The 20,609-nt window shown below is 63.1% G+C and carries 19 protein-coding genes; 7 read left to right on the top strand and 12 right to left on the bottom strand.

Annotated features, from left to right (window positions below; all coding sequences use genetic code 11):
• Positions 1–134 precede the first annotated feature (134 nt).
• Complete coding sequence (locus ACQ5BM_RS01065; protein WP_429806663.1) at positions 135–1,541, bottom strand: FAD-binding oxidoreductase; 1,407 nt, start codon at positions 1,539–1,541, stop codon at positions 135–137.
• Positions 1,542–1,743: 202 nt separating this feature from the next.
• A complete protein-coding gene (gene tet / locus ACQ5BM_RS01060) occupies positions 1,744–2,967 on the bottom strand; it encodes a Tet(A)/Tet(B)/Tet(C) family tetracycline efflux MFS transporter (protein WP_429806661.1) in 1,224 nt (407 codons plus the stop codon).
• Between the two features lie 80 nt (positions 2,968–3,047).
• Between tet and tetR the strand changes: the two genes are divergently transcribed.
• Positions 3,048–3,665, top strand: coding sequence for a tetracycline resistance transcriptional repressor TetR (gene tetR / locus ACQ5BM_RS01055; RefSeq protein WP_429806660.1), 618 nt, complete (start codon positions 3,048–3,050; stop codon positions 3,663–3,665).
• Between the two features lie 171 nt (positions 3,666–3,836).
• Positions 3,837–4,271 (top strand): DUF1772 domain-containing protein, encoded by a 435-nt coding sequence (locus ACQ5BM_RS01050; protein ID WP_429806658.1) that lies wholly within the window; start codon positions 3,837–3,839, stop codon positions 4,269–4,271.
• A gap of 95 nt (positions 4,272–4,366) precedes the next feature.
• Here the strand turns inward: ACQ5BM_RS01050 and ACQ5BM_RS01045 are convergent, their stop codons facing one another.
• Positions 4,367–7,504 (bottom strand): efflux RND transporter permease subunit, encoded by a 3,138-nt coding sequence (locus tag ACQ5BM_RS01045; protein ID WP_429806656.1) that lies wholly within the window; start codon positions 7,502–7,504, stop codon positions 4,367–4,369.
• A complete protein-coding gene (locus ACQ5BM_RS01040; protein WP_429806655.1) occupies positions 7,501–8,682 on the bottom strand; it encodes an efflux RND transporter periplasmic adaptor subunit in 1,182 nt (393 codons plus the stop codon). The genes ACQ5BM_RS01045 and ACQ5BM_RS01040 overlap by 4 nt, the downstream gene beginning before the upstream one ends.
• A 322-nt stretch (positions 8,683–9,004) precedes the next feature.
• Between ACQ5BM_RS01040 and ACQ5BM_RS01035 the strand changes: the two genes are divergently transcribed.
• The 3 genes from ACQ5BM_RS01035 (at position 9,005) to ACQ5BM_RS01025 (ending at position 13,067) form a co-directional block, all read left to right on the top strand.
• Entirely contained in the window at positions 9,005–9,826 is an 822-nt protein-coding gene (locus ACQ5BM_RS01035; protein WP_429806653.1) for a cyclase family protein, read from the top strand.
• 57 nt (positions 9,827–9,883) lie between these two features.
• Complete coding sequence (locus tag ACQ5BM_RS01030) at positions 9,884–10,291, top strand: carboxymuconolactone decarboxylase family protein (protein WP_429806652.1); 408 nt, start codon at positions 9,884–9,886, stop codon at positions 10,289–10,291.
• Positions 10,292–10,481: 190 nt separating this feature from the next.
• The gene (locus ACQ5BM_RS01025) at positions 10,482–13,067 is read left to right on the top strand and encodes an ATP-dependent helicase (protein WP_429807641.1); all 2,586 of its coding nucleotides are present in this window, start codon (positions 10,482–10,484) and stop codon (positions 13,065–13,067) included.
• A 27-nt stretch (positions 13,068–13,094) separates the two neighbouring features.
• Here the strand turns inward: ACQ5BM_RS01025 and ACQ5BM_RS01020 are convergent, their stop codons facing one another.
• The 8 genes from ACQ5BM_RS01020 to ACQ5BM_RS00985 all read right to left on the bottom strand — a co-directional run bounded on the left by ACQ5BM_RS01020 (position 13,095) and on the right by ACQ5BM_RS00985 (position 18,138).
• The gene (locus ACQ5BM_RS01020; protein ID WP_429806650.1) at positions 13,095–13,541 is read right to left on the bottom strand and encodes a DUF488 family protein; all 447 of its coding nucleotides are present in this window, start codon (positions 13,539–13,541) and stop codon (positions 13,095–13,097) included.
• Positions 13,529–14,161: a DUF488 family protein gene (locus ACQ5BM_RS01015; protein WP_429806649.1), complete on the bottom strand. Its 633-nt coding sequence runs from the start codon at positions 14,159–14,161 to the stop codon at positions 13,529–13,531. Before ACQ5BM_RS01015 ends, ACQ5BM_RS01020 begins: the two co-directional genes overlap by 13 nt.
• 5 nt (positions 14,162–14,166) lie before the next feature.
• Positions 14,167–14,835 carry a hypothetical protein gene (locus ACQ5BM_RS01010; RefSeq protein WP_429806647.1) on the bottom strand — a complete coding sequence of 223 codons (669 nt, stop codon included), beginning with the start codon at positions 14,833–14,835 and terminating at the stop codon, positions 14,167–14,169.
• 215 nt (positions 14,836–15,050) lie between these two features.
• Positions 15,051–15,512 carry an N-acetyltransferase family protein gene (locus tag ACQ5BM_RS01005; protein WP_429806646.1) on the bottom strand — a complete coding sequence of 154 codons (462 nt, stop codon included), beginning with the start codon at positions 15,510–15,512 and terminating at the stop codon, positions 15,051–15,053.
• A 127-nt stretch (positions 15,513–15,639) separates the two neighbouring features.
• Positions 15,640–16,113: a hypothetical protein gene (locus ACQ5BM_RS01000; protein ID WP_429806645.1), complete on the bottom strand. Its 474-nt coding sequence runs from the start codon at positions 16,111–16,113 to the stop codon at positions 15,640–15,642.
• Between the two features lie 4 nt (positions 16,114–16,117).
• Positions 16,118–16,582, bottom strand: coding sequence for a DUF4304 domain-containing protein (locus ACQ5BM_RS00995; protein WP_429806643.1), 465 nt, complete (start codon positions 16,580–16,582; stop codon positions 16,118–16,120).
• An 87-nt stretch (positions 16,583–16,669) separates the two neighbouring features.
• A complete protein-coding gene (locus ACQ5BM_RS00990) occupies positions 16,670–17,305 on the bottom strand; it encodes a cysteine hydrolase family protein (protein WP_429806642.1) in 636 nt (211 codons plus the stop codon).
• A 164-nt stretch (positions 17,306–17,469) separates the two neighbouring features.
• A complete protein-coding gene (locus ACQ5BM_RS00985) occupies positions 17,470–18,138 on the bottom strand; it encodes a phosphoribosyltransferase (RefSeq protein ID WP_429806640.1) in 669 nt (222 codons plus the stop codon).
• A gap of 399 nt (positions 18,139–18,537) precedes the next feature.
• Between ACQ5BM_RS00985 and ACQ5BM_RS00980 the strand changes: the two genes are divergently transcribed.
• Both ACQ5BM_RS00980 and ACQ5BM_RS00975 read left to right on the top strand, forming a co-directional pair.
• Positions 18,538–19,779 (top strand): diguanylate cyclase domain-containing protein, encoded by a 1,242-nt coding sequence (locus tag ACQ5BM_RS00980; protein ID WP_429806638.1) that lies wholly within the window; start codon positions 18,538–18,540, stop codon positions 19,777–19,779.
• A gap of 163 nt (positions 19,780–19,942) precedes the next feature.
• On the top strand, positions 19,943–20,440 hold the full coding sequence (locus tag ACQ5BM_RS00975) for a CreA family protein (RefSeq protein ID WP_429806636.1): 498 nt from the start codon (positions 19,943–19,945) through the stop codon (positions 20,438–20,440).
• The last annotated feature ends 169 nt before the right edge of the window (positions 20,441–20,609 follow it).

Genomic DNA, 20,609 nt, shown 5'->3' with positions numbered 1-20,609 from the left:
CTGGCACTCTGATTTGCCGCATAATTCGTTCGGGGTCGATTCCGACTTCGGAACTATGCAGTACCACACTTTGGCGCCGGCGCATTGCCCGAAAAATTGGGCCAAAACCTGACGCCCTCGCGCGGGGGTCCGCCTCAGGCGAAGATCTTGCCCGGGTTGAAGATATTGTCCGGATCGAGCGAACGCTTGACCTGGCGCATCAGGTCCAGCGCGTCGCCGAGCTCAGCCTCGAGAAACGGCATCTTTCCCTGGCCGATGCCGTGCTCACCGGTGCAGGTTCCATCCATTTCGAGCGCTCGGGCATTCAGCCGCTCGACGAAAGCCTCGGCCCGCGCCACATCGGCCGCATCCGTGTCGTCAAACAGCAAGCCGACATGGAAGTTCCCGTCGCCCGCGTGCCCGACGATCGGCGCGGTCAGCCCATGGGCGGCGCTGTCCTCCTGCGTCGCCACAACGCAATCGGCGAGCCGCGAGATCGGCACGCAGACATCGGTCGACAGGATCGCCGCGCCCGGGATCAGGCTCTTCTGCGCCCAATAGGCGTTGTGCCGCGCCTTCCAGAGCCGCGCCCGCTCCTCCGGATTGGTCGTCCACTGGAAGCCGGTCGAGCCGAACTCCGACGCGATCTCGCCGAACTGGCGCGACTGCAGCTCGACGCTTGCGGCGCTGCCGTGAAACTCGACGAAGAGCGTCGGCGTCTCGGCATAGGAGAGACCGGAATAGCCGTTGCAGGCCTTCATCTGCAGCGCGTCGAGAAGCTCGATGCGCGCCACCGGAATGCCCGACTGGATGGTGAGGATCACCGCGTTGCAAGCGTCTTCGATCGTCGGGAACGGGCAGACGCCGCCGGAAATCACCTCCGGGATACCCTGCAGCCTGAGCGTGATCGAGGTGATGATGCCGAGCGTGCCCTCCGCGCCGACGAAAAGCCGCGTCAGGTCATAGCCCGCCGAAGACTTGCGTGCCCGGTGGGCCGTGCGGATCTCGCGCCCATCGGCCGTCACCACCGTCAGCGCCAGTACATTGTCCTTCATCGTGCCGTAGCGCACCGCATTGGTGCCCGAAGCCCGCGTCGAGGCCATGCCGCCGATCGAGGCGTTGGCGCCGGGGTCGATCGGGAAGAAGAGGCCGGTGTCGCGCAGATAAGTGTTGAGCTCCTCGCGGGTGATGCCCGGCTCGACCCGGCAGTCGAGATCCTCGGCATTGACCTCCAGCACCCTGTTCATGCGGGAAAGATCGACCGAGATGCCGCCATGCGGCGCATTGATATGGCCTTCGAGCGACGACCCGGTGCCGAAGGGGATCAGCGGCGCTTTGTGCTGGGCGGCGATCCGAACGATCTCGCGCACGTCTTCGGCACTTTCGGCAAACACCACCGCATCGGGAAGCTGCGCCGGAATGTAGGTGGTGGTGTGGGCATGCTGGGCGCGGATCGCCTCGCCCGTCTGCAGCCGGTCGCCGAAGCGGGCGGCCAGTTCCCGTTTCGCCGCCGTAATGCCGGCCTCGTTCCTCACGCCAGCTCTGATCGCCTTCAATGCCACGGAAAACGCCCTTCCTGTTGCATGCGCTGCTGTCCCGAAGCGATGCTTCGGAAGCGCAGTCATTTCAAGGCGCTACTGTGCAAATCGGAATCAGTTTGTCCAGACGCTCGCGCTCTTGACCGGCAGGCTAACGCAGGAAAACGCCTGACGTGAGACCGGAGTGTCACAAGAGCGTATCGGAGCGGGGAAAACAGTCGATTTTTCAACGTGGCAGATGCCTCAGCGCCGGCACGCAAAGGAGGTAGAGCGCAATGCCTGCAATCCACACCCAGCCGTCCCAGGCGGCGAGCGTCAGCGAATAGAGGCCGATGAAGAGCAGCGGGCCGACAATCGACGCCAGGCTGGCGAGGCTCGCAAGCGCCCCCTGCAACCGGCCCTGCCCTTCCTCATCCACGGCGCGTGACAGAAGCGCCTGCAAGGCGGGCGAACCTATGCCGCCGGCGGCGAGCAGCAGCATGATCGGCAGCACCATCCAGCTTGCCGTGGCAAGCGCCAGCAGCCCATAGCCGAGACCGTCGAGCCCGATGCCGAGTTGCAGCGCGCGGCGCTCACCGAGACGCGCTGCCGCCGGTCCGGCGATGACGCCTTGCGCCACGGCGTGCAGCAGACCGAAGGCGGCGAGCGACAGGCCCGTCATCCGCGCATCCCAGCCGAAACGGTGTTCGCCGAAGATGACCCAGAGCACGGCCGGCACCTGACCGACGAGCTGCACGACGAAGAATACGCTGACAAGCCGCAGGAGGAGCAGGCCGCGCAGGGTCTGGCGCAGCCCCGCCAGCGGATTGAGCCCGCCGGCAGCCATGCTGGCCGGGGCCTTCCGACGGCTCTCCGGCAGAAAGAACAGGGCAAAGAGAAAGCCGGCACCGTTCATGACTGCAGCGGCGACGAAGGGCGCGTGCAGGCCGACAGAGCCGAGCAGCCCGCCGACAACGGGCCCCGCTATCATGCCGACGCCGAAGCAGGCGCCGAGCATTCCGAAATGCCGCGCCCGCTCCTCCCCTTCCGTCGTGTCGGCGATCGCCGCGCCGGCGACGGCGCCGGTCGCCCCGGTGATGCCGGCGATCATGCGGCCGAGATAGAGCACCGCCAGGCTCGGTGCCGTCGCCATGATCGCATAGTCGATCGCCGCGCCGGCGAGCGAGATGAGAAGCACCGGCCGGCGACCATGGCGGTCGGAGAGAAAGCCGAGCACGGGCGCGAAGGCAAATTGCATCAGGGCATAGAGCGAGACCAGGACGCCATAGTGCCCGGCGACCTGATCGGCATGGGCAAGGTTGCGCAGGAGGCCCGGCAGCACCGGCATGACGAGGCCGATGCCGAATGCATCGAGCGCGACCGCCGCAAAGAGCACCCAAAGCGCCTTGCGCCCTGCCCTGACGCTGCCGGCTGCACGCGGAGTTCCGCCGTCGGTTTTTTCGAGCGCCATCTTCGACTCCTTATCATTGATAAATTAATGTACAGGAAACTTATCAATGATAAATTGTCAAGCGACAGATGGAGCGAGACATGACGAAGCTGCAACGGGACACCGTGGTGCGCACCGCGCTGACATTGCTGAACGAGGTGGGATTGGACGGCCTGACGACCCGCCGGCTGGCCGAGCGGCTCGGCGTGCAGCAGCCGGCGCTCTATTGGCACTTCAGGAACAAGCAGGCGCTGATCGCGGCCTTGGCGGAGGCGATGATGGCCGAGAGCCACGATCGTTCAGCGCCACGGCCGAACGAGGACTGGCGCGCATTCCTCACCGCCAATGCCCGCAGCTTCCGAAAGAGCCTGCTTGCCTATCGCGACGGTGCACGCATTCACGCCGGCACGCGGCCAAGCACACCGCAGATGGCTGCGGTGGAAGCGCAGATCCGCCTCCTGCACGCGGCCGGTTTTCAGCCGGCGGACGCCGCCTCTGCACTGCTCGTGATCAGCCACTATGTCGTCGGCTCGGTGCTGGAACAGCAGACCGCCCTGGACGCGGGAGAAAGCAAAGCCGATGGCGAAGCAGCAACCGCGGAAAACGCGCCGCTGCTCGCAGCCGCCATGGAGGAACTCGACGAGAGCGGACCGGACGCCACCTTCGAATACGGCCTCGACACGATCATCGAGGGTCTGGCACAGCGGCGCAACAGCTAGGCGATCCACCCGGCGCAACAGAACCGAAAGCGATTCGATTTCAAGGCGCTGCCAGCGAAATCGGAATCAGTTTCAAAGGTTCCGGGTCCACCTATGAGGGCGAGAGCGCAGAAAACACCTGCTCAAATTGCCGGCGTTGGATTATCATGTTGACGTGAAGGGAGAGAGGCAATGCTGGGTCTGCTCGCTTTGCTCACCGCGTCGATTTTTTTCGGCGCCGCCATCTACATCAATCTCGCCGAACAGCCCGCTCGGCTCCATCTCGACGATCGCGCCGCATTGGCGCAATGGGTTCCTTCCTACCGCCGCGCCTTCGAGATGCAGGCGACACTCGCCCTTGTCTCAGGCCTGCTCGGCGCTGCCGCCTGGGGAAGGACCGGCCATGTGCTCTGGGGCATGGGTGCCGCAATCATCATCCTGAACTGGCCCTATACGCTGTTCTTCGTCATGCCGGTCAATCGCAAGCTGGAAGCAACGCGGCCGGATGAGACCGGCGAGGAAAGCCGCAGCCTGCTCAAGCGCTGGGGTAGGCTCCATGCCGGACGAAGCGCACTCGGCGGCCTGGCGGCAGCGATCTTTCTCATTGCCGCCGGGCTCGAAATGTAGCGTGGGAGAGGCCCGCGGCGTTCGCTGGCCTCTACAGCGCCGCCCGTCTCATCAGACGTGCAAGGTTGCCGTAGCACTTTGTATTTTGCAGTGGCTCAGTGCGCCTCCAGCGCGGCTGCCGCTTCCATTTCCTCGTTCAACTTGCGCTCCTCATCCGCATGCGGCTTGGTGAAGCGGGCGATCACCAGATAGGCGACCGGCGTCAGGTAGAGCGTGACGATCACCGCCAGCCCGAGCCCGCCGACCAGCACCCAGCCGAGCGCGATGCGCGCTTCGGCACCCGCGCCGCTCGCCAGCACCAGCGGCACCGCGCCGACGATGGTGGCGATCATCGTCATCATCACGGGGCGGAGGCGAATATTGGCGGCGTTCTCGATCGCCGAGCGCACGTCCTGGCCGCGATCGCGGAGCTGGTTGGCGAATTCGACGATCAGGATGCCGTTCTTCGCCATGATGCCGACGAGCATGACCAGGCCGATCTGGCTGTAGATGTTCAGCGTGTTGCCGGTCATGATCATCGCGAAGACCGCGCAGGCGAGCCCCAGCGGCACTGTCGACATGATGATGAGGCCGCTGATGAAGCTTTCGAACTGCGCCGCCAGCACCAGGAAGATGATGACGAGGGCGAAGCCGAAGGTGACGAAGAGGCCGTTGGCGTTCTCATTGAGCGTCGCCGCTTCCGCGAGCGGCATGATGCGCGACCCCGGCGGCAGTAGCGGCTCGGCCATCTGCTCGACCATGGTCAGCGCTTCGCCGAGCGCGAGATCCGATTTGAGGCCGGCAGACAGCGATACGGCGCGAAGCTGCGATTCCCGCGAAAGCTGCGGCGCCACCGCCATCTCCTCGACGCTGGCGATCGTCGACATCGGCACGATCTTGCCGTCTCCGGCCTTCAGGAAGATGTTCTGCAGATCCGTCGGGTCGTTGACCGGATTGGTCGAGGACAAGAGCTTCACCGGATAGGATTCGCCATCGACATAGACGTCGACGACACTGTTTCCGTCGAGCATCGCCTGCAGCGCCCAGGCGAGACCGCCGATGTCGACACCCATGTCGGAGGCGCGCTCGCGGTCGATGGTGATCGAGAGCTGCGCCTGGTTGGCTTCGTAATTGAGGCGAACGTTCTCGAAGCGGCCGCTGTCCTCCATCTGGCGCACCAGTTTCGCTGCCGCGTCGCCGAGCTTGTTGTAGTCGTTGCCGACCAGCGCCACCTGCAGGCCGCTGCCGGCGCCGCGAATGCCGAGACTGTTCGGCTGCATGGCGAAGACGCGGACCGAGGGGATGCGCGCCGTCACCTTGTTGATGTCGGCGACAATCTCCTGCTGGGTGCGGTCACGCTTCTCCCAGGGGGCGAGCGTCAGCACCATGAAGCCGCTGTTGACCGAGCCGCCCTGCCCCGAGATCGAGAAGATGTTGTCGATCTCGCCGGATTTGACCAGCGGCTGCAGGCCGTCCTCGATGCGGCGCATCTGTGATTGGGCATATTCGAGCGAGACGCCCTGCGGCGCGTTGATCCGCATCATCACCTGCGAGCGGTCCTCGCTCGGCGTCAGCTCCGATTTCAGCGTCAGGAAGCCGGCCGCGCCCATGGCGGTGAAGAAGGCCGCGACGACGAAGACGATCAGCGGCGAGTTGAGGCAGGCGCGAAGCGTCACCCGATAGAAGCCGGCAGCGCGTGCCCCGAACCGCGCCATCGGCCCCGGCACCGTATGCGTGTCCTTCGTCAGCATGCGCGAGGCAAGCATCGGGCAGAGCGTCAGCGACACGAAGGAGGAAAGCAGGATCGCGAAGGCAAGCACGAAGCCGAATTCGCGGAAGAGACCGCCCGTCTGCCCCGGCAGGAAGGAGAGCGGCACGAAGACTGCGGCAAGTGTCGCCGTCGTTGCCAGCACCGCGAAGAACACCTCGAGCGTGCCGTGCACGGCAGCCGCACGCGGACCAAGCCCTTCGGCGCGCCGCCGCACGATGTTTTCGAGCACCACGATCGCATCGTCGACGACGAGCCCGGTTGCCAGAACGATCGCCAACAGCGTCAAAATGTTGATCGAAAAGCCGGCGAGATAGATCGCCGCCACCGTGCCGATCAGCGCGATCGGCATGCTGATGGTCGGGATCAGCGTCGCCCGCCAGTCGAGCAGGAACAGGTAGATGACCAAGGTCACGATGAAGACGGCGACGACCAGCGCAATCTCCACCTCGTGGATGGCGCCGTTGATGAAGACCGCATCGTCGCTGGTGATCCGAAGCTGGGTGCCCTCGGGCAGGATCTGCGTCTGGATCGTATCGACGACCTTGCGCACGCCCTCGGAGATATCGACCGTATTCGACTGCGCCTGGCGGACGATGCCGAGGCCGATGCCCTGGCGGCCATTGGAGCGCAGCGCCGTCGTGCCCGTATCCGGACCGAGCGTCACGGTGGCGACGTCGCGCAGCCGCACATTGTTGACGAGGATCAGGTTCTCGAACTGCTCCGGCGTCTGCAGGTCGGCGGTCGCGCGCACCGAGATGTCCTGGCTGGCGCTGGTCAGCTTGCCGGCCGGCACGTCGTAGGAGGCATTGGCGAGCGCGGTCCTGAGGTTTGCCACCGTCACCCCGCGCCCGGCGAGCTTCGCCTGATCGAGGTCGATGCGGAAGATCTTCTCCTGGTCGCCATAGACCGCGACGTCGGCAACGCCTTCCACCGCCGCCAGTCGGTCGCTGATCTCGTTTTCGACGAGCAGCGTCATGTCTTCCATGCTCATCGTGTCGGAGGTCAGCGCCAGCCGCATGATCGGCTGGCTGTCGGCGTCGGCCTTCACGATGCTCGGCTCGTCGACATTGTCGGGCAACTGGTTGCGCACCCGGCCGAGCGCATCGCGGATGTCGTTCGAGGCCTGGCCGATGTCGGTGCTGTCGGAGAATTGCAGCGTCACGCGGCTGCGGCCGAAGGACGAGGTCGAGGAGATGTCGCGAATGCCCTGCACGCGCGAGACAGCACCCTCGACAACTGAGGTCACCTCGCGGTCCATCGTCTCCGGTGCCGCGCCATCGAGCGTGGTCGTCACCGAGATGACCGGCTGGTCGACCTGCGGCAGTTCGCGGATCTCAATGCCGTTCCAGGCGGCAAGGCCGGCGACGACGATCAGGGTATTCACCACCAGCGCGAAGATCGGCCGGCGGATGAAGAGTGCGGTGAAGCCGGTCTTGCCGCGTTCGCGGGCGGACGCTTTGCTGTGCCCTTCCCCGCCGCTCACTTGGTCTCCTCCGCAACCTTCTGGGCGGCATCCTGCTTGCGTTCGCGCCCGGCGATGCGGACCTCGCCGCCGTCGCGCAGGCGCTGCACGCCTTCGGTCACGATCTCATCGCCTTCCGAAAGCGCGGCGTCGACCAGCACCTTGTCCGGGTTCCGCTGGATGATCTTCACCGGCACCTTCTCACTTTTGTCGTTGGTAACGCGCCAGATATAGGAGCCTTCCGAGCTCCACTGGATCGCCAGCGGATCGACCGTCGGATAGGTGTCGCCGTCAAAGGCCATGGTGACGGAGAAGGACATGCCGGCCCTTAGCGTATCCTGGGGGTTTTCGAGCCGTGCGCGCACGCGCAGCGTCCGGCTTGCCTGGTCCAGCCGGTTGTCGATCGCGTGGATCACGCCGTTGAGCTGATTGCCCGGCTGGGCGATCGCAAAGGCGGTGACCGGCTGGCCGACGGTGATCTTGTTGGCGAAGCGCTCCGGCACCCAGAAATCGACGAGGATCTCCGAGCGATCGTCGACAACGGCGATCGGCGTCGTGGTGGTGACATAGTCGCCGACATTGACGGTAATAATGCCGACGACGCCCTTGGAGGGAGCGATAATATCGCGGCGCTTCAGATCAAGCTCGGCAGTCTTCAGCGCCAGTTCCGCCGCCTGCAGCGCGATTTCGGCATCGCGCACGTCGACCGCGGTCACCGCCCGCGCGGTGCTGAGATTGCGATAGCGTTCCATCTTTTCACGCGCGCTGTCGCGCGTCAGCCGCGCCTGGTCGGCGGCGATCTTCTGGTCGTCGCTGTCGAGCCGGGCGATCACCTGGCCCTCCGCCACCTTGTCGCCCGAGCGCACGAGGATTTCGGTGAGATTGCCGGTCGCCGTCGGCGTGACGCTGACGGAATGGATCGCCTCGCCGTTGCCGATGGCGTTCAGCCGGTCGTTGACGACTGATGTTGCCGAGGGGCGAACCATCACCAGGATCGCACCGCCGCCCTGGCCGCGCCCGCCATTGCGTTCGCCGCCCTGGCTGCCGCCCGTCTGTGGCTTTGACAAGGCATCGATCAGCGGGTGAGAAACGCCGATGGCAGCGAGCGTTTCACCTGCGCCGGGCACGAACCGCACCCATACGGTCACGCCCACGAGAAGCACAGCGGCGCTCACCGCAAGCTGTTTCCAAACCCGCATTCAAATCTCCAGATAAAGCAAAAAACACGCCCCAGCGCGGCACGGCCGGCGGTTCGTTCCGATTGCGCGGAGTATCCCTGTTCGCGCGCGTCGGGGCAATGACGGAATGGCATCATTACGCAATTGTAATAAAAGCGAATTTGGTGGCGGCATGATGACGCGCGGCGCAATCGCCCCATGGTCTCCGCCGTCAATCGCAATTTGCTGCATGAGCCGGCATTTACAGCGGCTTCGGCTGCGCTATCCTGCAACCGCCGGCAGCTTTTTCCAAGCGGTTTCGCCCGCTGGTTTTTTTTCATTTGCTTGAAGGGGAGCAAGAACGATGTGCGATGCCTGTGTGATGGAAACGGTGAAGGAGCGCATGCTCTCGCGCCGCAGCTTCTTCAAAGCCGCTGCCGTTGGAACCGCCGGCCTCGCGGCCGCGAGCGCCGGTATCGCACCCCCGGCCTTGGCTCAGGGACATGCAAGCGTCACCGATCTCACCCACGAACTGCACGAGGATTTCCCGACCTTCTTCGGCCAGCAGCAGTTCTTCCGCGAGGCGAAGTTCAATTACGCCAAGGACAAGTTCAACCTGTTCGAACTGCGGGTGAACGAACACACCGGCACCCATGTCGATGCGCCCCTGCATTTTTCCGCCGACGGCCTTTCGGTCGCCGAACTGCCGGTGGAAAAGCTGGTCGTGCCGCTTTGCATCGTCGATATCCGCGAAAAGGCATCCGGCGACGCAGACGCACAGGTGACGCCCGACGATATCAAGACCTGGGTCGCTGCCAATGGCGAGATCCCGGAAAACGCCTGCGTCGCCATGCTCTCGGGCTGGGGCGCGCATATGGGTACGGAGAAATTCCGCAATGCCGATGGCGGCGGCAAGCTGCATTTCCCCGGCTTTCACGTCGAGGCGGCGCATTATCTCATCGAAGAGAGCAAGGCCGCCGGCATCGCCGTCGATACGCTTTCGCTCGACCACGGCCCCTCGCCCGATTTCGCCACCCATTATGCCTGGCTGCCCGAGGGCCGCTGGGGCCTCGAGGCCGCCGCCAATCTCGACAAGCTGCCTTCGAAGGGCGCGACGCTCATCCTCGGTGCGCCGAAGCACCGCGGTGGCACCGGCGGCCCGGCGCGCGTCTTTGCCCTTGCCTGATCCCCATTCTTCAATCCGGCGGCGCAAGGCCGCCGGCAACACCACGCAGCGAAGCCCATGAGCACCGTTACCCCGCCGAAGGACCCGGAAGCGAACCCACGCGTCAAGGCCGTGTTCGACGATATCCGCGCCACGCGCAAATCCGATTTCATCAACAATATGTGGCTGTGGCTCGCCTTCGATCCGGATCTGCTGGAGCAGACCTGGCGCGACGTGAAAGCGGTGATGGCCACGCCTTCTGCGCTCGATCCGCTGGTGAAGGAGATGCTCTATATCGCCGTCTCCGTCACCAATGGCTGCGGCTACTGCGCCCATTCCCACACGGCGGCGGCAAGGGCGAAGGGCATGAACGATGCCCAGCATGCGGATCTGCTCCGGGTCATCTCGCTTGCCGCCCGCACCAACCAGCTTGCGACCGCGCTGCAGGTGCCGGTCGATGCCGTCTTCGATAAGAGCTCCGGCTAAAGGATGTCGCGCAAAAATGTGCAAGCGGTTTTGCGATAACGACATGCGGGAAACTAGACATCAGTTCCAAGAATAAGCGGTCTCGAAATCGCCTGTCTTTCCACAGGCTTGGTGCTGCCGGCGCAGAAAACGGAATAAAAGAAGAACATCCTTTCTGGCCTTTCCCCACCGAATCACTACATTGAGCCGCATGATGAGTGGTTTCGACGACATTCCTTTCTTCGACGAGGAGCCGGCGCCGCGCAAGCAGCCGCCAGCCCCCGGAGGTATCCCAGCCACCGGCGGCATCGCCGCGCGCGCCATGGCGGCGCGTGATCGCGCCCAGCCACGCCCGGATTATCTCTCCGGTCTCAACCCGGAACAGTCCGAAGCGGTCGAAACGCTCGATGGTCCGGTGCTCGTTCTTGCCGGTGCCGGCACCGGCAAGACCCGCGTGCTCACCACCCGCATCGCCCATATTCTTTCCACCGGGCGCGCCTTCCCCTCGCAGATCCTTGCCGTGACCTTCACCAACAAGGCGGCGCGCGAGATGAAGGAGCGCATCGGCGTGCTCGTCGGCCATGCGGTCGAGGGCATGCCCTGGCTCGGCACCTTCCACTCGATCGGCGTCAAGCTCTTGCGCCGTCACGCCGAGCTCGTCGGCCTGCGTTCCGACTTCACCATTCTCGACACCGACGACGTGGTGCGGCTGATCAAGCAGCTCATCCAGGCCGAAGGCATCGACGACAAGCGCTGGCCGGCCAAGCAGTTCGCCGGCATGATCGACGGCTGGAAGAACAAAGGCCTCGATCCCGCCCAGATCCCCGAGGGCGACGCCCGCGCCTTTGCCAACGGCAAGGGCCGCGAGCTCTATGCCGCCTACCAGAACCGGCTGTTGACGCTGAACGCCTGCGACTTCGGCGACCTTCTCCTGCACCCGATCCGTATCTTCCGCATGCATGCGGATGTGCTGAAGGACTATCACGACAAGTTCCGCTATATCCTCGTCGACGAGTATCAGGACACCAACACGGCGCAGTACATGTGGCTGCGGCTGCTTGCGCAGCGCCCAAAGCCGTCAAGCGCGGCCACCGGTCCGGGCACAGCCCGGCAAGGCCAAGCGGCCGTCGCGCCCCATGGCGCGCCCTCGCGGAGCGAGCCGCAAAGCGGCGACAGCGTGAGCGCAAGGAAAACTGCGCAGCAGATCAACATCTGCTGCGTCGGCGACGACGACCAGTCGATCTACGGCTGGCGCGGCGCAGAGGTGGACAACATCCTGCGCTTCGAGAAGGATTTCCCGGGCGCCAAGGTCATCAAGCTCGAGCGCAACTACCGCTCGACCGAGCATATCCTCGGCGCCGCCGGCCACCTGATCGCCCACAACGAGGGCCGCCTCGGCAAGACGCTCTTCACCGACCGCACCAATCCGGATGACGAGAAGGTGCAGGTGCACGCCGCCTGGGATTCGGAAGAGGAAGCCCGCGCGGTCGGCGAGGAGATCGAGCAGCTCCAGCGCCGGAAGCACAAGCTGAACGACATGGCGATCCTGGTGCGCGCCTCGTTCCAGATGCGCGAGTTCGAAGAGCGTTTTATTACTCTGGGACTTAACTATCGCGTGATTGGCGGCCCGCGCTTCTACGAACGTCTCGAGATTCGCGACGCGGTTGCCTATTTGCGCGTCCTAACAAACCCGTCGGATGACCCCGCATTCGAACGCATTGTGAATACCCCAAAGCGCGGGCTAGGCGACGCAACGATCAGTACCCTCTATCAATTTGCACGAACTCGGGGCGTCCCCATGCTCGCGGCGGCCTCCGAGATCATCGAGACCGACGAGCTGAAGCCGAAGGCGCGCAAGGCCCTCTTCGACGTCGTCACCGATTTCCGCCGCTGGCAGAGCCTGCTGGAGACGACGCCACACACCGAGCTTGCCGAGCAGATCCTCGACGAGAGCGGCTACACCGCCATGTGGCAGGCCGACAAGACGGCCGAAGCCCCGGGACGGCTGGAAAACCTGAAGGAACTCATCCGCTCGATGGAGGCCTTCGAGTCGATGCGCGGCTTCCTCGAGCACGTCGCCCTCGTCATGGACGCCGAGCAGAACGAGAACCTCGACGCGGTCTCGATCATGACGCTGCACTCGGCCAAGGGCCTGGAGTTCGACACCGTCTTCCTCCCCGGCTGGGAGGAAGGCCTCTTCCCGCACCAGCGCGCGCTCGACGAAGGCGGCCGCGCCGGCTTGGAGGAAGAACGCCGCCTCGCCTATGTCGGCATCACCCGCGCCAAGCACCGCTGCCACATCTGGTTCGTCTCCAACCGCCGCATCCACGGCCTCTGGCAGTCGACCATGCCCTCGCGCTTCCTCGACGAACTGCCACTTGCCCATGTGGACGTGGCCGAAAACGAACAATCCTATGGCGGCTATGGCCGCGGCGGTTACGGCCAGTCGCGCTTCGACAAGGCCGATCCCTTCCAGAACAACTATGCGACGCCCGGCTGGAAGCGCGCCCAGCAGCACCGCTCCGACGCCACCCGCGACAATTGGGGCACCCGCTCCGGCCACGCGGTCGAGCGCATCGGCTACGGCGAAAGCGGCCCGCGCGGCCGCACCATCGACGGCGAGCTGGTGGCGAAATCAACGACCGCGGAGCCGTCACGCTTCGCGGTCGGCGACCGCGTCTTCCACATGAAGTTCGGCAACGGCAACATCGCCGCGATCGAAGGCAACAAGCTCACCATCGACTTCGACCGCGCCGGCCAGAAGCGCGTGCTGGACGGGTTTGTCGAGAAGGTGTGAGTGAAAGCCTCCAACCTTCCTGTCCGCCTATAGGTGCTGGACTCTTAGTCGGCCACCCCAATGGTCGTTGAGATATTCGCAAACAAGGCGTCGATGGCAATGGTGCGGCGTATCCTCGGAACAAAGTAGGCACGCTCCGTCCAGCATTTCGGGGCTTAGGCGGCTCTCAATCTTGCGCTCCGTCATCAACGCCAAGAACTGCCCCTCATAACGGCTCCAATCACCATTATCCCGTTTGAACGCCTTGAGTATTACATCCGTCGGAGCAAGGAGGGGCTGGTGAGTATAGCTAATTCCCCCAATTTTCTTCAGAAAGTAAGCAAGGTCGTCGGCCTTTGCAAAGCCTGCAAGCTGCGAAGTATTATGCAAACGAACATCGACGACTTTCTTTACGCCAGCTTTCAGAAGACGTCCAAAAAAATCTTCCGCCGAAGTTTTCGTAAAGCCGATGGTTGAGATTCTCACATGTTCCATTTGACTATTTTTTCGGTTTGATTGTCGAAGGTTGGTTCCGCGAACGCTACCTTCCGCGCCCGCGCCTTATAGGCGGCAGCTAATCTTTCTTGCGGTAGCATGAACAGATCATCATCTTGCGAGCTGGCCATAGAGAGCAATTGGCTCTCTATCTCACGATGTGAGACGACACGACCATTCCCGAGAATGTGCCTTACAGCAATATTGCGGCTCGCAAGGACTCGCCCCACTAACAAGCACCGGTGGCAATCAAGCGGATCTCGCTCAGAACACATCAAGGCGATCCGATATTTTCGAGAGCCTTCAATCAAGCGATCGATTCCACTCTTGAACTCGACCGCTTCTGCCATTTGCTCATAATCGGCCACGCCGTCGCAATAATATACTTGATCTCTCGGACGCCCTCCCAGCTCATTTCCTAGGAACGAATAGGCAATGCCATCCAATCTCAACTCGTCTCGCAACGCTGATTTATTGAACTGCTGGAAATGGCGAGAGTGCGGGACGGTTCGAACATCCGCGATTGCTGTAATACCCGCCCCTCGCACAAGCTTGAGAAACTGCTCATACGAATGTGTCGAGTGACCTATTGTCCAGATTGTGAAATCCTCAGATCTCATCGCCACTACCAATTCACGCCATTGACCATCATGTAGCACTTATGAGCAGGCATATCGAATGCTCTCGCCAACCCCAAGCGAACGTGCACTTGTCCAGCATTAGGCAAGGCATGAATAACTGCCGGAATACCACCCTGTCCCCAGGCAGACTTCAGTGCCAAACTGCTGACAGCAAGCTTATAGGTGAACTGCCCGTCATTGACGAGCGCTTTCAGCTTACCAAATTCGTCAACGAAATCAATTTGACCCCGGTCTAGTGAAATGGCCGCAAGTGACCCAACTTGTGTTCCAACTGGAACAAATACGCCCTGAAGCGCGCCATTCCAGACACTGTTGTGAGCGACATGCCCGCCAAATGCGAGCTGAACGGAGCCCCCGACCGGAGGTGCACCTACGCCAAACCAACGCGCTTGAGCGGGAGCAATGTGTTGAATTGTCGCTGTATTGATGGGGGTATCTTCGGTGCTATGGGGGTACATCCCATTGTGTACATGTCCATTGTTGAAAACATCGATGGCTGCACCCGGGGTGACTGCATGCTGCTGGAGCAAGGCTGAGGTCCAGTTTTGCCCATTTGGCAATGGCCGGATCATTCGTTGGGCCTGTGCGTCCCAACCCGCGACGCAGTAATTGCCGGCACTCATCTCAGTAACCTCTGTAATAAAAAGCCTCACCTATCCCCCTCGTCGACGTTCGTCGCCCCAACACAACAGCTTGCAGCATAACGGAACTCAACATGTAGTTGCGATCTAGCGCATTTTTCAAGTAGGACAGCGGACCGGCTTGTTTTTCACATGCAGCTCCCGATTGATCGATCACGGCCTCGGTACATTGCGCGGAGCCACGATCTGCTGAAGCTCAAACCGGGAGGCTCGGGCGAGTTATCGCCTCAAACCGCCTTCCGATACACCAGAAACCCCGACTTCTCCGCCACTTTGTCGTAAAGCGCCATCGCCGTCTCATTGGTCTCGTGCGTCATCCAGTAGACGCGCGGCGCGCCCACGGCACGTGCGGCCTCGTAGACGCCCTCGATCAGCGCCCGCCCGACACCCTTGCCGCGCGCTTGCGCGTTGGTGAAGAGGTCCTGCAGATAGCAGTTGGGCTGGATCATCGTCGTGCTGCGGTGAAAGAGGTAGTGCGTAAGCCCGACCAGCCGCCCATCGCTCTCGGCCACCAGCGCATGCACAGGCTCATAGGCGTCGAAGAAACGCGACCAGGTCATCGCGGTGATTGCGGGATCGAGCGCGGTTTCGCCGGAGCGGCCGTAAAAGGCGTTGTAGCCATCCCAGAGCGGCAGCCACTGTTCGTAGTCTGTCCGGGCTATTGGGCGGATTTGGAGATTGTCAGTCATTTTTTATCCTGTGGTAAAATGAGATTAATGGGCACTGTGCACTTGACGCCGTGTCATTGGCGCTGTGGTCGCTGACTTAATCGCCGGAACATAGGTCGCGATCGCACCGCCGATGAAGGCGATCTCTTCATCGCGGGCTCAGAGCCTCTCCTTCTAGGGCTGAACCTTCGTCGGGATCGGCTTTTCGGTTGAATTGACGAACCAGAGAGAACCGGGGCTCAACGGTCGCCAATATGTCCAGACACGCACCGCCCGTTATGAAGCGATAATGGGCGGCATCACGTTTAAGCTCGCGATAGAATTCGGATTGTGAAAGCCAAAAGCGGCTGTTTTCTACGCGATACGCGAAGTGATAGGGGACTAGGCCGCTGCTCTCCACGCCATGCTCCTCCGTCGAAAGGTAAACCTCGTCCAAGACACGAACGATGTCCGCATGACGGAAGAAGATCTTGAGCAACTCATCCTTGTCGACTGGCAGGGAAAAATACGCTGTCAGCGGATTGCCGTCATCGCCGAGATAGGTGTGCTGGAGGTCGTAAAGCTCCATCCCCGTGCACGGCACTTTTGGTTCGAGCTCGATTGGAATGTAGCGCGTGACCATCGCGTCACCCAAGATGAAGACGTTCCGCGCCCGCCCTGGAGAGCATCCAGTCAGGCAGCGCCTTGCTGGATAGGGCCTCCGCGGCGCCGGCTTCCGTTCCGCATCGAAGCAAGAGCGGTAAAGCACGATCGACCAACTCGGCGAAACAGGCTTGCCGCTCTTCATCCGAAAACAATTGGTTTTCCAAATTGAGAAGCTTCACGCACAACTCAGCCTCGGCGGACGCAAGAACATCTTCGAGGCGGAAGCGGATGTCGCCATGGTACTGCTTGGGCCTCTCAACAGTCGATATCGATCGCAACACGACAGAGAAGTTCAGGTAAAACTGGTTCCCGAACTGAGACTTCTGGAGGTTCACGATCAAGATAGTCTCGGGGTTTTCCAGATACCAACTCCGCGCTTTCGTCCGGAAGCCAAATGGCTTCACTGAAAAGGCAACGGCGTCCACTAGAGGATTGCTGCCGGGCATGTCCGCCTCCGGATGGAATCAGTGCCGCGCGGCGGATTATCAGTCATTATCGGTCCCATGATCGATTGGACGGAGTGGCACTGCCGCCTAGCGGTTGGTCATCGCCGCGGTGATTGCCTGAACGTCGGTCATGATCGCGTCGCCCATGAAGACGATGTTTTCCATCGAGCGTTCCCCCGCCTCGTGATGCCCTGCCCCGCAGGCGTCGCGCACGACGATGGGCACGAGGCCGAGGTCGGTCGCGTGACGCACGGTCGGGTCGATGCCGATCTCCGTGGCAATGCCGCAGATCGCGAAAGAGGTAAGCCCGAGATCGCGCAGGATCATGGCGAGTGGCGTGCCCTCGAAGGCCGAGAAGGTGATCTTGTCGAGGATCGCCTCGTCCTCGCGCGGCTGGAGCTCCGGCACCAGTTCAAAGCCCGGCGTGCCGCGCAGGAACCAGGGATGCACCGCATCCGGGTCGTCCGTCCGCTGCCAGGCCATCGCCTGGCGCATCTGGAAAGCGCCCATCAGCGGCTTCGGCATCGAGAGGTGCCGCATGAAGATCACCGGAAAGCCGCCTGCCCGTGCCGCCTCCAGCACCTTCAGCACCCTTTCGGTGATTTCGGCACCGTTCTTCATCTGCCTGACGATGCCTACCTGCATGTCGTAAACGACGAGCGCCATGCGCTCCGGACGGCAGAAATCTTCGAGCGTCTTCCCAATTTCCAGCTTCGCGGCCATAGCTTCTCCTCGGGGTCGCCTCCTCCGGCGCCCACTCCGCCAACATCTCGCGCCGGGAATGTGGCGCGAGAGGCCCGCCGTTGCAATACGGCCGAGTGCACTTCATGCAACTATTCGGATGGGCTGCGGCGACTGCGACAACCGATCCACCTCCGGCGGCCGCTTCACCCCTCGTCCTCCCGCCGCGCCTTCTTCATCAACGCGATCACCTCCTCGTCGCTCGTCTGCTCGAAGTCGTGATAGTGCAGGCCGACGGCGCGAAATGCTGAAGGGGTGGCGAGGCAGATGACGCGGTCGACCGCATTGCGGAGATCCGCGAGTTCCCCTTTCGGCGCCACCGGAACGGCAAGGATGAGGCGGCGTGGGTTTGCCCGGCGCAATGCCCTGATCGCCGCGCGTACGGTCCCCCCGGTCGCAATCCCGTCGTCGACGAGGATCACGTCACGATCCCTAGGCGAGAGCGGTTCGCGATCGCCGAAATAGAGCGCGCGGCGCCGCAGGATTTCGGCGTGCTGGCGCTCGGTTTCCGCCTCCAGATAGCCCCTTGCCGGACGCACGAGCCGGATCGCCTGACGGTTGAGAAACAATTCCGGCTCCTCGCCGTCGACCAGCGCGCCAAGCCCGAATTCCGCGTGCCCCGGCGCGCCGATCTTGCGCACGATCAGGACGTCGAGCGGTGCGCCGATGCGAATCGCGATCTCATAGGCGACCGGCACGCCGCCCCGCGGCAGCGCCACCACCAGCGGATCGGTAAGCGTCTCGACCTCGACCGCCTCGGCGAGTTGCCGTCCGGCATCCGCCCTGTTCTCGAAGAGCCATGTTCCCGTAAACACCTCATCTCTCCCAGGTTTCGCCGTCGCCGCGGTTCAATCCGGTCCACCTGACGCGGAGGGATTGGCCCCGCAGACACGGAATGAGCAAAAGCCCGGTCGGGTTCCGCCGCCTCCGGCGCTGCCCGCCAGCCCGGCCTCTCCGTCGTTTCGCGCGGCCCCTGCGCCGGCCGAAGAAGAATTTTGCATCATCCCTCGGGCGCACCCGAAGACCCGGACAATTCGCCATCTGCCGGTTGCCCGGGCGCTGATGTGAACAACCGTGCCAATCTAGGCCAATCGGTAAAATTGCATCGGAATTCGCCGGCTTTCGTTAAGGCGCCCTCGCTACCAATTGGCCTTGCATATCTGGCTGAGACGCAAGCCGCCTTTGTTGATTTTAGCACGACAGGCCGTTTCGAAATGAGCTTTCTCCCTGCCATATCGATCATCGCCCTCCTGGCGATGCTCCCGGTCCTGATTTCATTGCGGGCCTCGATGGTCGAGGGCGGCACGGACTTCGCCGCGGCCAGTGCGGTGGCAAGCACCTCAACCGTGTTCATGATGCTCTCCGAGTTTCCGGTACTCCAGCCGCTGTCCCTGATCGGCCTCGTGTTCCTGGCCGGCGCCTGCCTGCTCGTGCTTTCCGGCTTTCACCGCGCGCTCGGCGTTCACAGACGCACCTCGACGTCCCTTGTCGCAGCCGCGTCGATGGCGTTCGTCGCGCTGTTCACTGCCGCATTCGGCACGCAAAGCACGACCTTGCATGCGCTTTCCGTCATCGGCATCGCCGCCGCCTTCGTGCTGATCATCGCCGTCTGCTCGCAGCACCGGCGCCAGGCGCCGGGACCGGTGGAGCGGCTCTGCGTCATCGCGTGTGCGGCGACCGGCTGCTCGACGCTGCTCGCAGTCGCCGTGCTCTCGCCCGCCGCCCACGCCGCAGCGGTCGCGTCTGCACCCGCCGGCTGGGATTTCGCTTGTGCCGTCATGCGCTACTTCTATCTGCCGGTGCTCTTCCTGGGCGTGATCCTGATGATCCAGAACCGGGTGATCACCGACCTCAAGACGGCGATCGCGCGCGACGAGCTGACGGGCGTTCTGTCGCGGCGCGCCCTGCTCGATCTTGGCCAGCGCGCCCTGACCGCCAGCCTTGCACGGCAGCAGCCGGTGTCCTTCCTGCTGCTCGATCTCGACTACTTCAAGAAGATCAACGATCGCTATGGCCACGCGGTCGGCGATGCCGCGCTCGGCCACTTCGCCGGCACCGTCGCCACCTGTCTCACCGGCCGCGGCACGCTTGGGCGCATCGGCGGCGAAGAATTCGGCATCGTTCTGCCCAACCACACGGAAGAAGCGGCCTTCAGGCTCGCCGAGGAGATCGGCCGCGTGGTGCGCGACACGCCGATCGGCCGCTTCGATCGGCCGATCCGGCTGACGGTGAGCATCGGCCTCGCCGAGGCCGTTCCCGGCGACACGATCAGCGACGTCATGATCCGCGCCGACATGGCGCTCTACGACGCCAAGGCCGAAGGGCGCGACCGCTGCACGATTGCCGGCCGCTTCCAGCCCGACGCAAGCGCGCGGGCGCTCGCGGCCGCGGCCGCGCAACTGCGCGCCGCCGACAGCAGAAGCTTCGAGCCGAGGCTGCTGCGCGATGCCGGCTGACCGGCAGGACAATCTTGTAAAGCCGCTTCCCGAACCTATGTGAGCTTGGCCCAGTGCATGTCCCCTTGGACCCCACCGGTTCATGGACGGAACATGCAGCCCGTCAAAAACGCTACGGCGGCCCTCGCGTCTCAATGACACGCACCGCTGCAGGAGGACATCCATGTCGCGTATTGTTCGCGCTCTTCTCGTTGCCGGTCTCGCCGCCTTCACGGCGACCGCCCTGCCCGTCCGCGCCGAAACGGTCGGCGAGGTCGGCGTCGACTGGCTCGGAAACGACATCATGATCGATGCCGTCACCGACCCGAAGATCAAGGGCGTCACCTGTCACGTCACCTATTTCGACCGCAGCGTCATCGACCGGCTGAAGAACGGCAACTGGTTCGAGGACCCGTCGAACAATTCCATCGCCTGCCGCCAGACCGGCCCGATCGAAATCGGCGACATCGATCTTTCGAAGGACGGCGAGGAAGTGTTTCGCGCCGGGCTGTCGCTTGTCTGGAAGAACCTGCTGGTCACACGGATCTACGATCGCAAGAACGATACGCTGATCTATCTGGCGCATTCGCGTGAGTTGACCGACGGGTCGGCGAAGATGTCGATCACCACCATTCCGCTCTACGGCCAGACGGTGACCTGGCAGAATGGAAAGCCGCAGTAAGCACGCGCCTTCCGCCTGCTTCAGCCGGCGGGGCAATCCATCACGACGCTATGAAGCGCCCGCCCCTTCGCGGGCGCTTCCGAAACCTACTGAATGTCTCCTTAAAAGCGACCTCGATTTAAGGACAAAGACATGCAGCAAATCAAAGTTCTACGGCGACCTTTGCGCG

Source organism: Ensifer sp. B1-9, from assembly GCF_050474445.1.
GTDB lineage: Bacteria > Pseudomonadota > Alphaproteobacteria > Rhizobiales > Rhizobiaceae > Ensifer.
The sequence above is the reverse complement of the archived record's forward strand: the minus strand, read 5'-3'. Positions and strand labels throughout refer to the sequence as shown.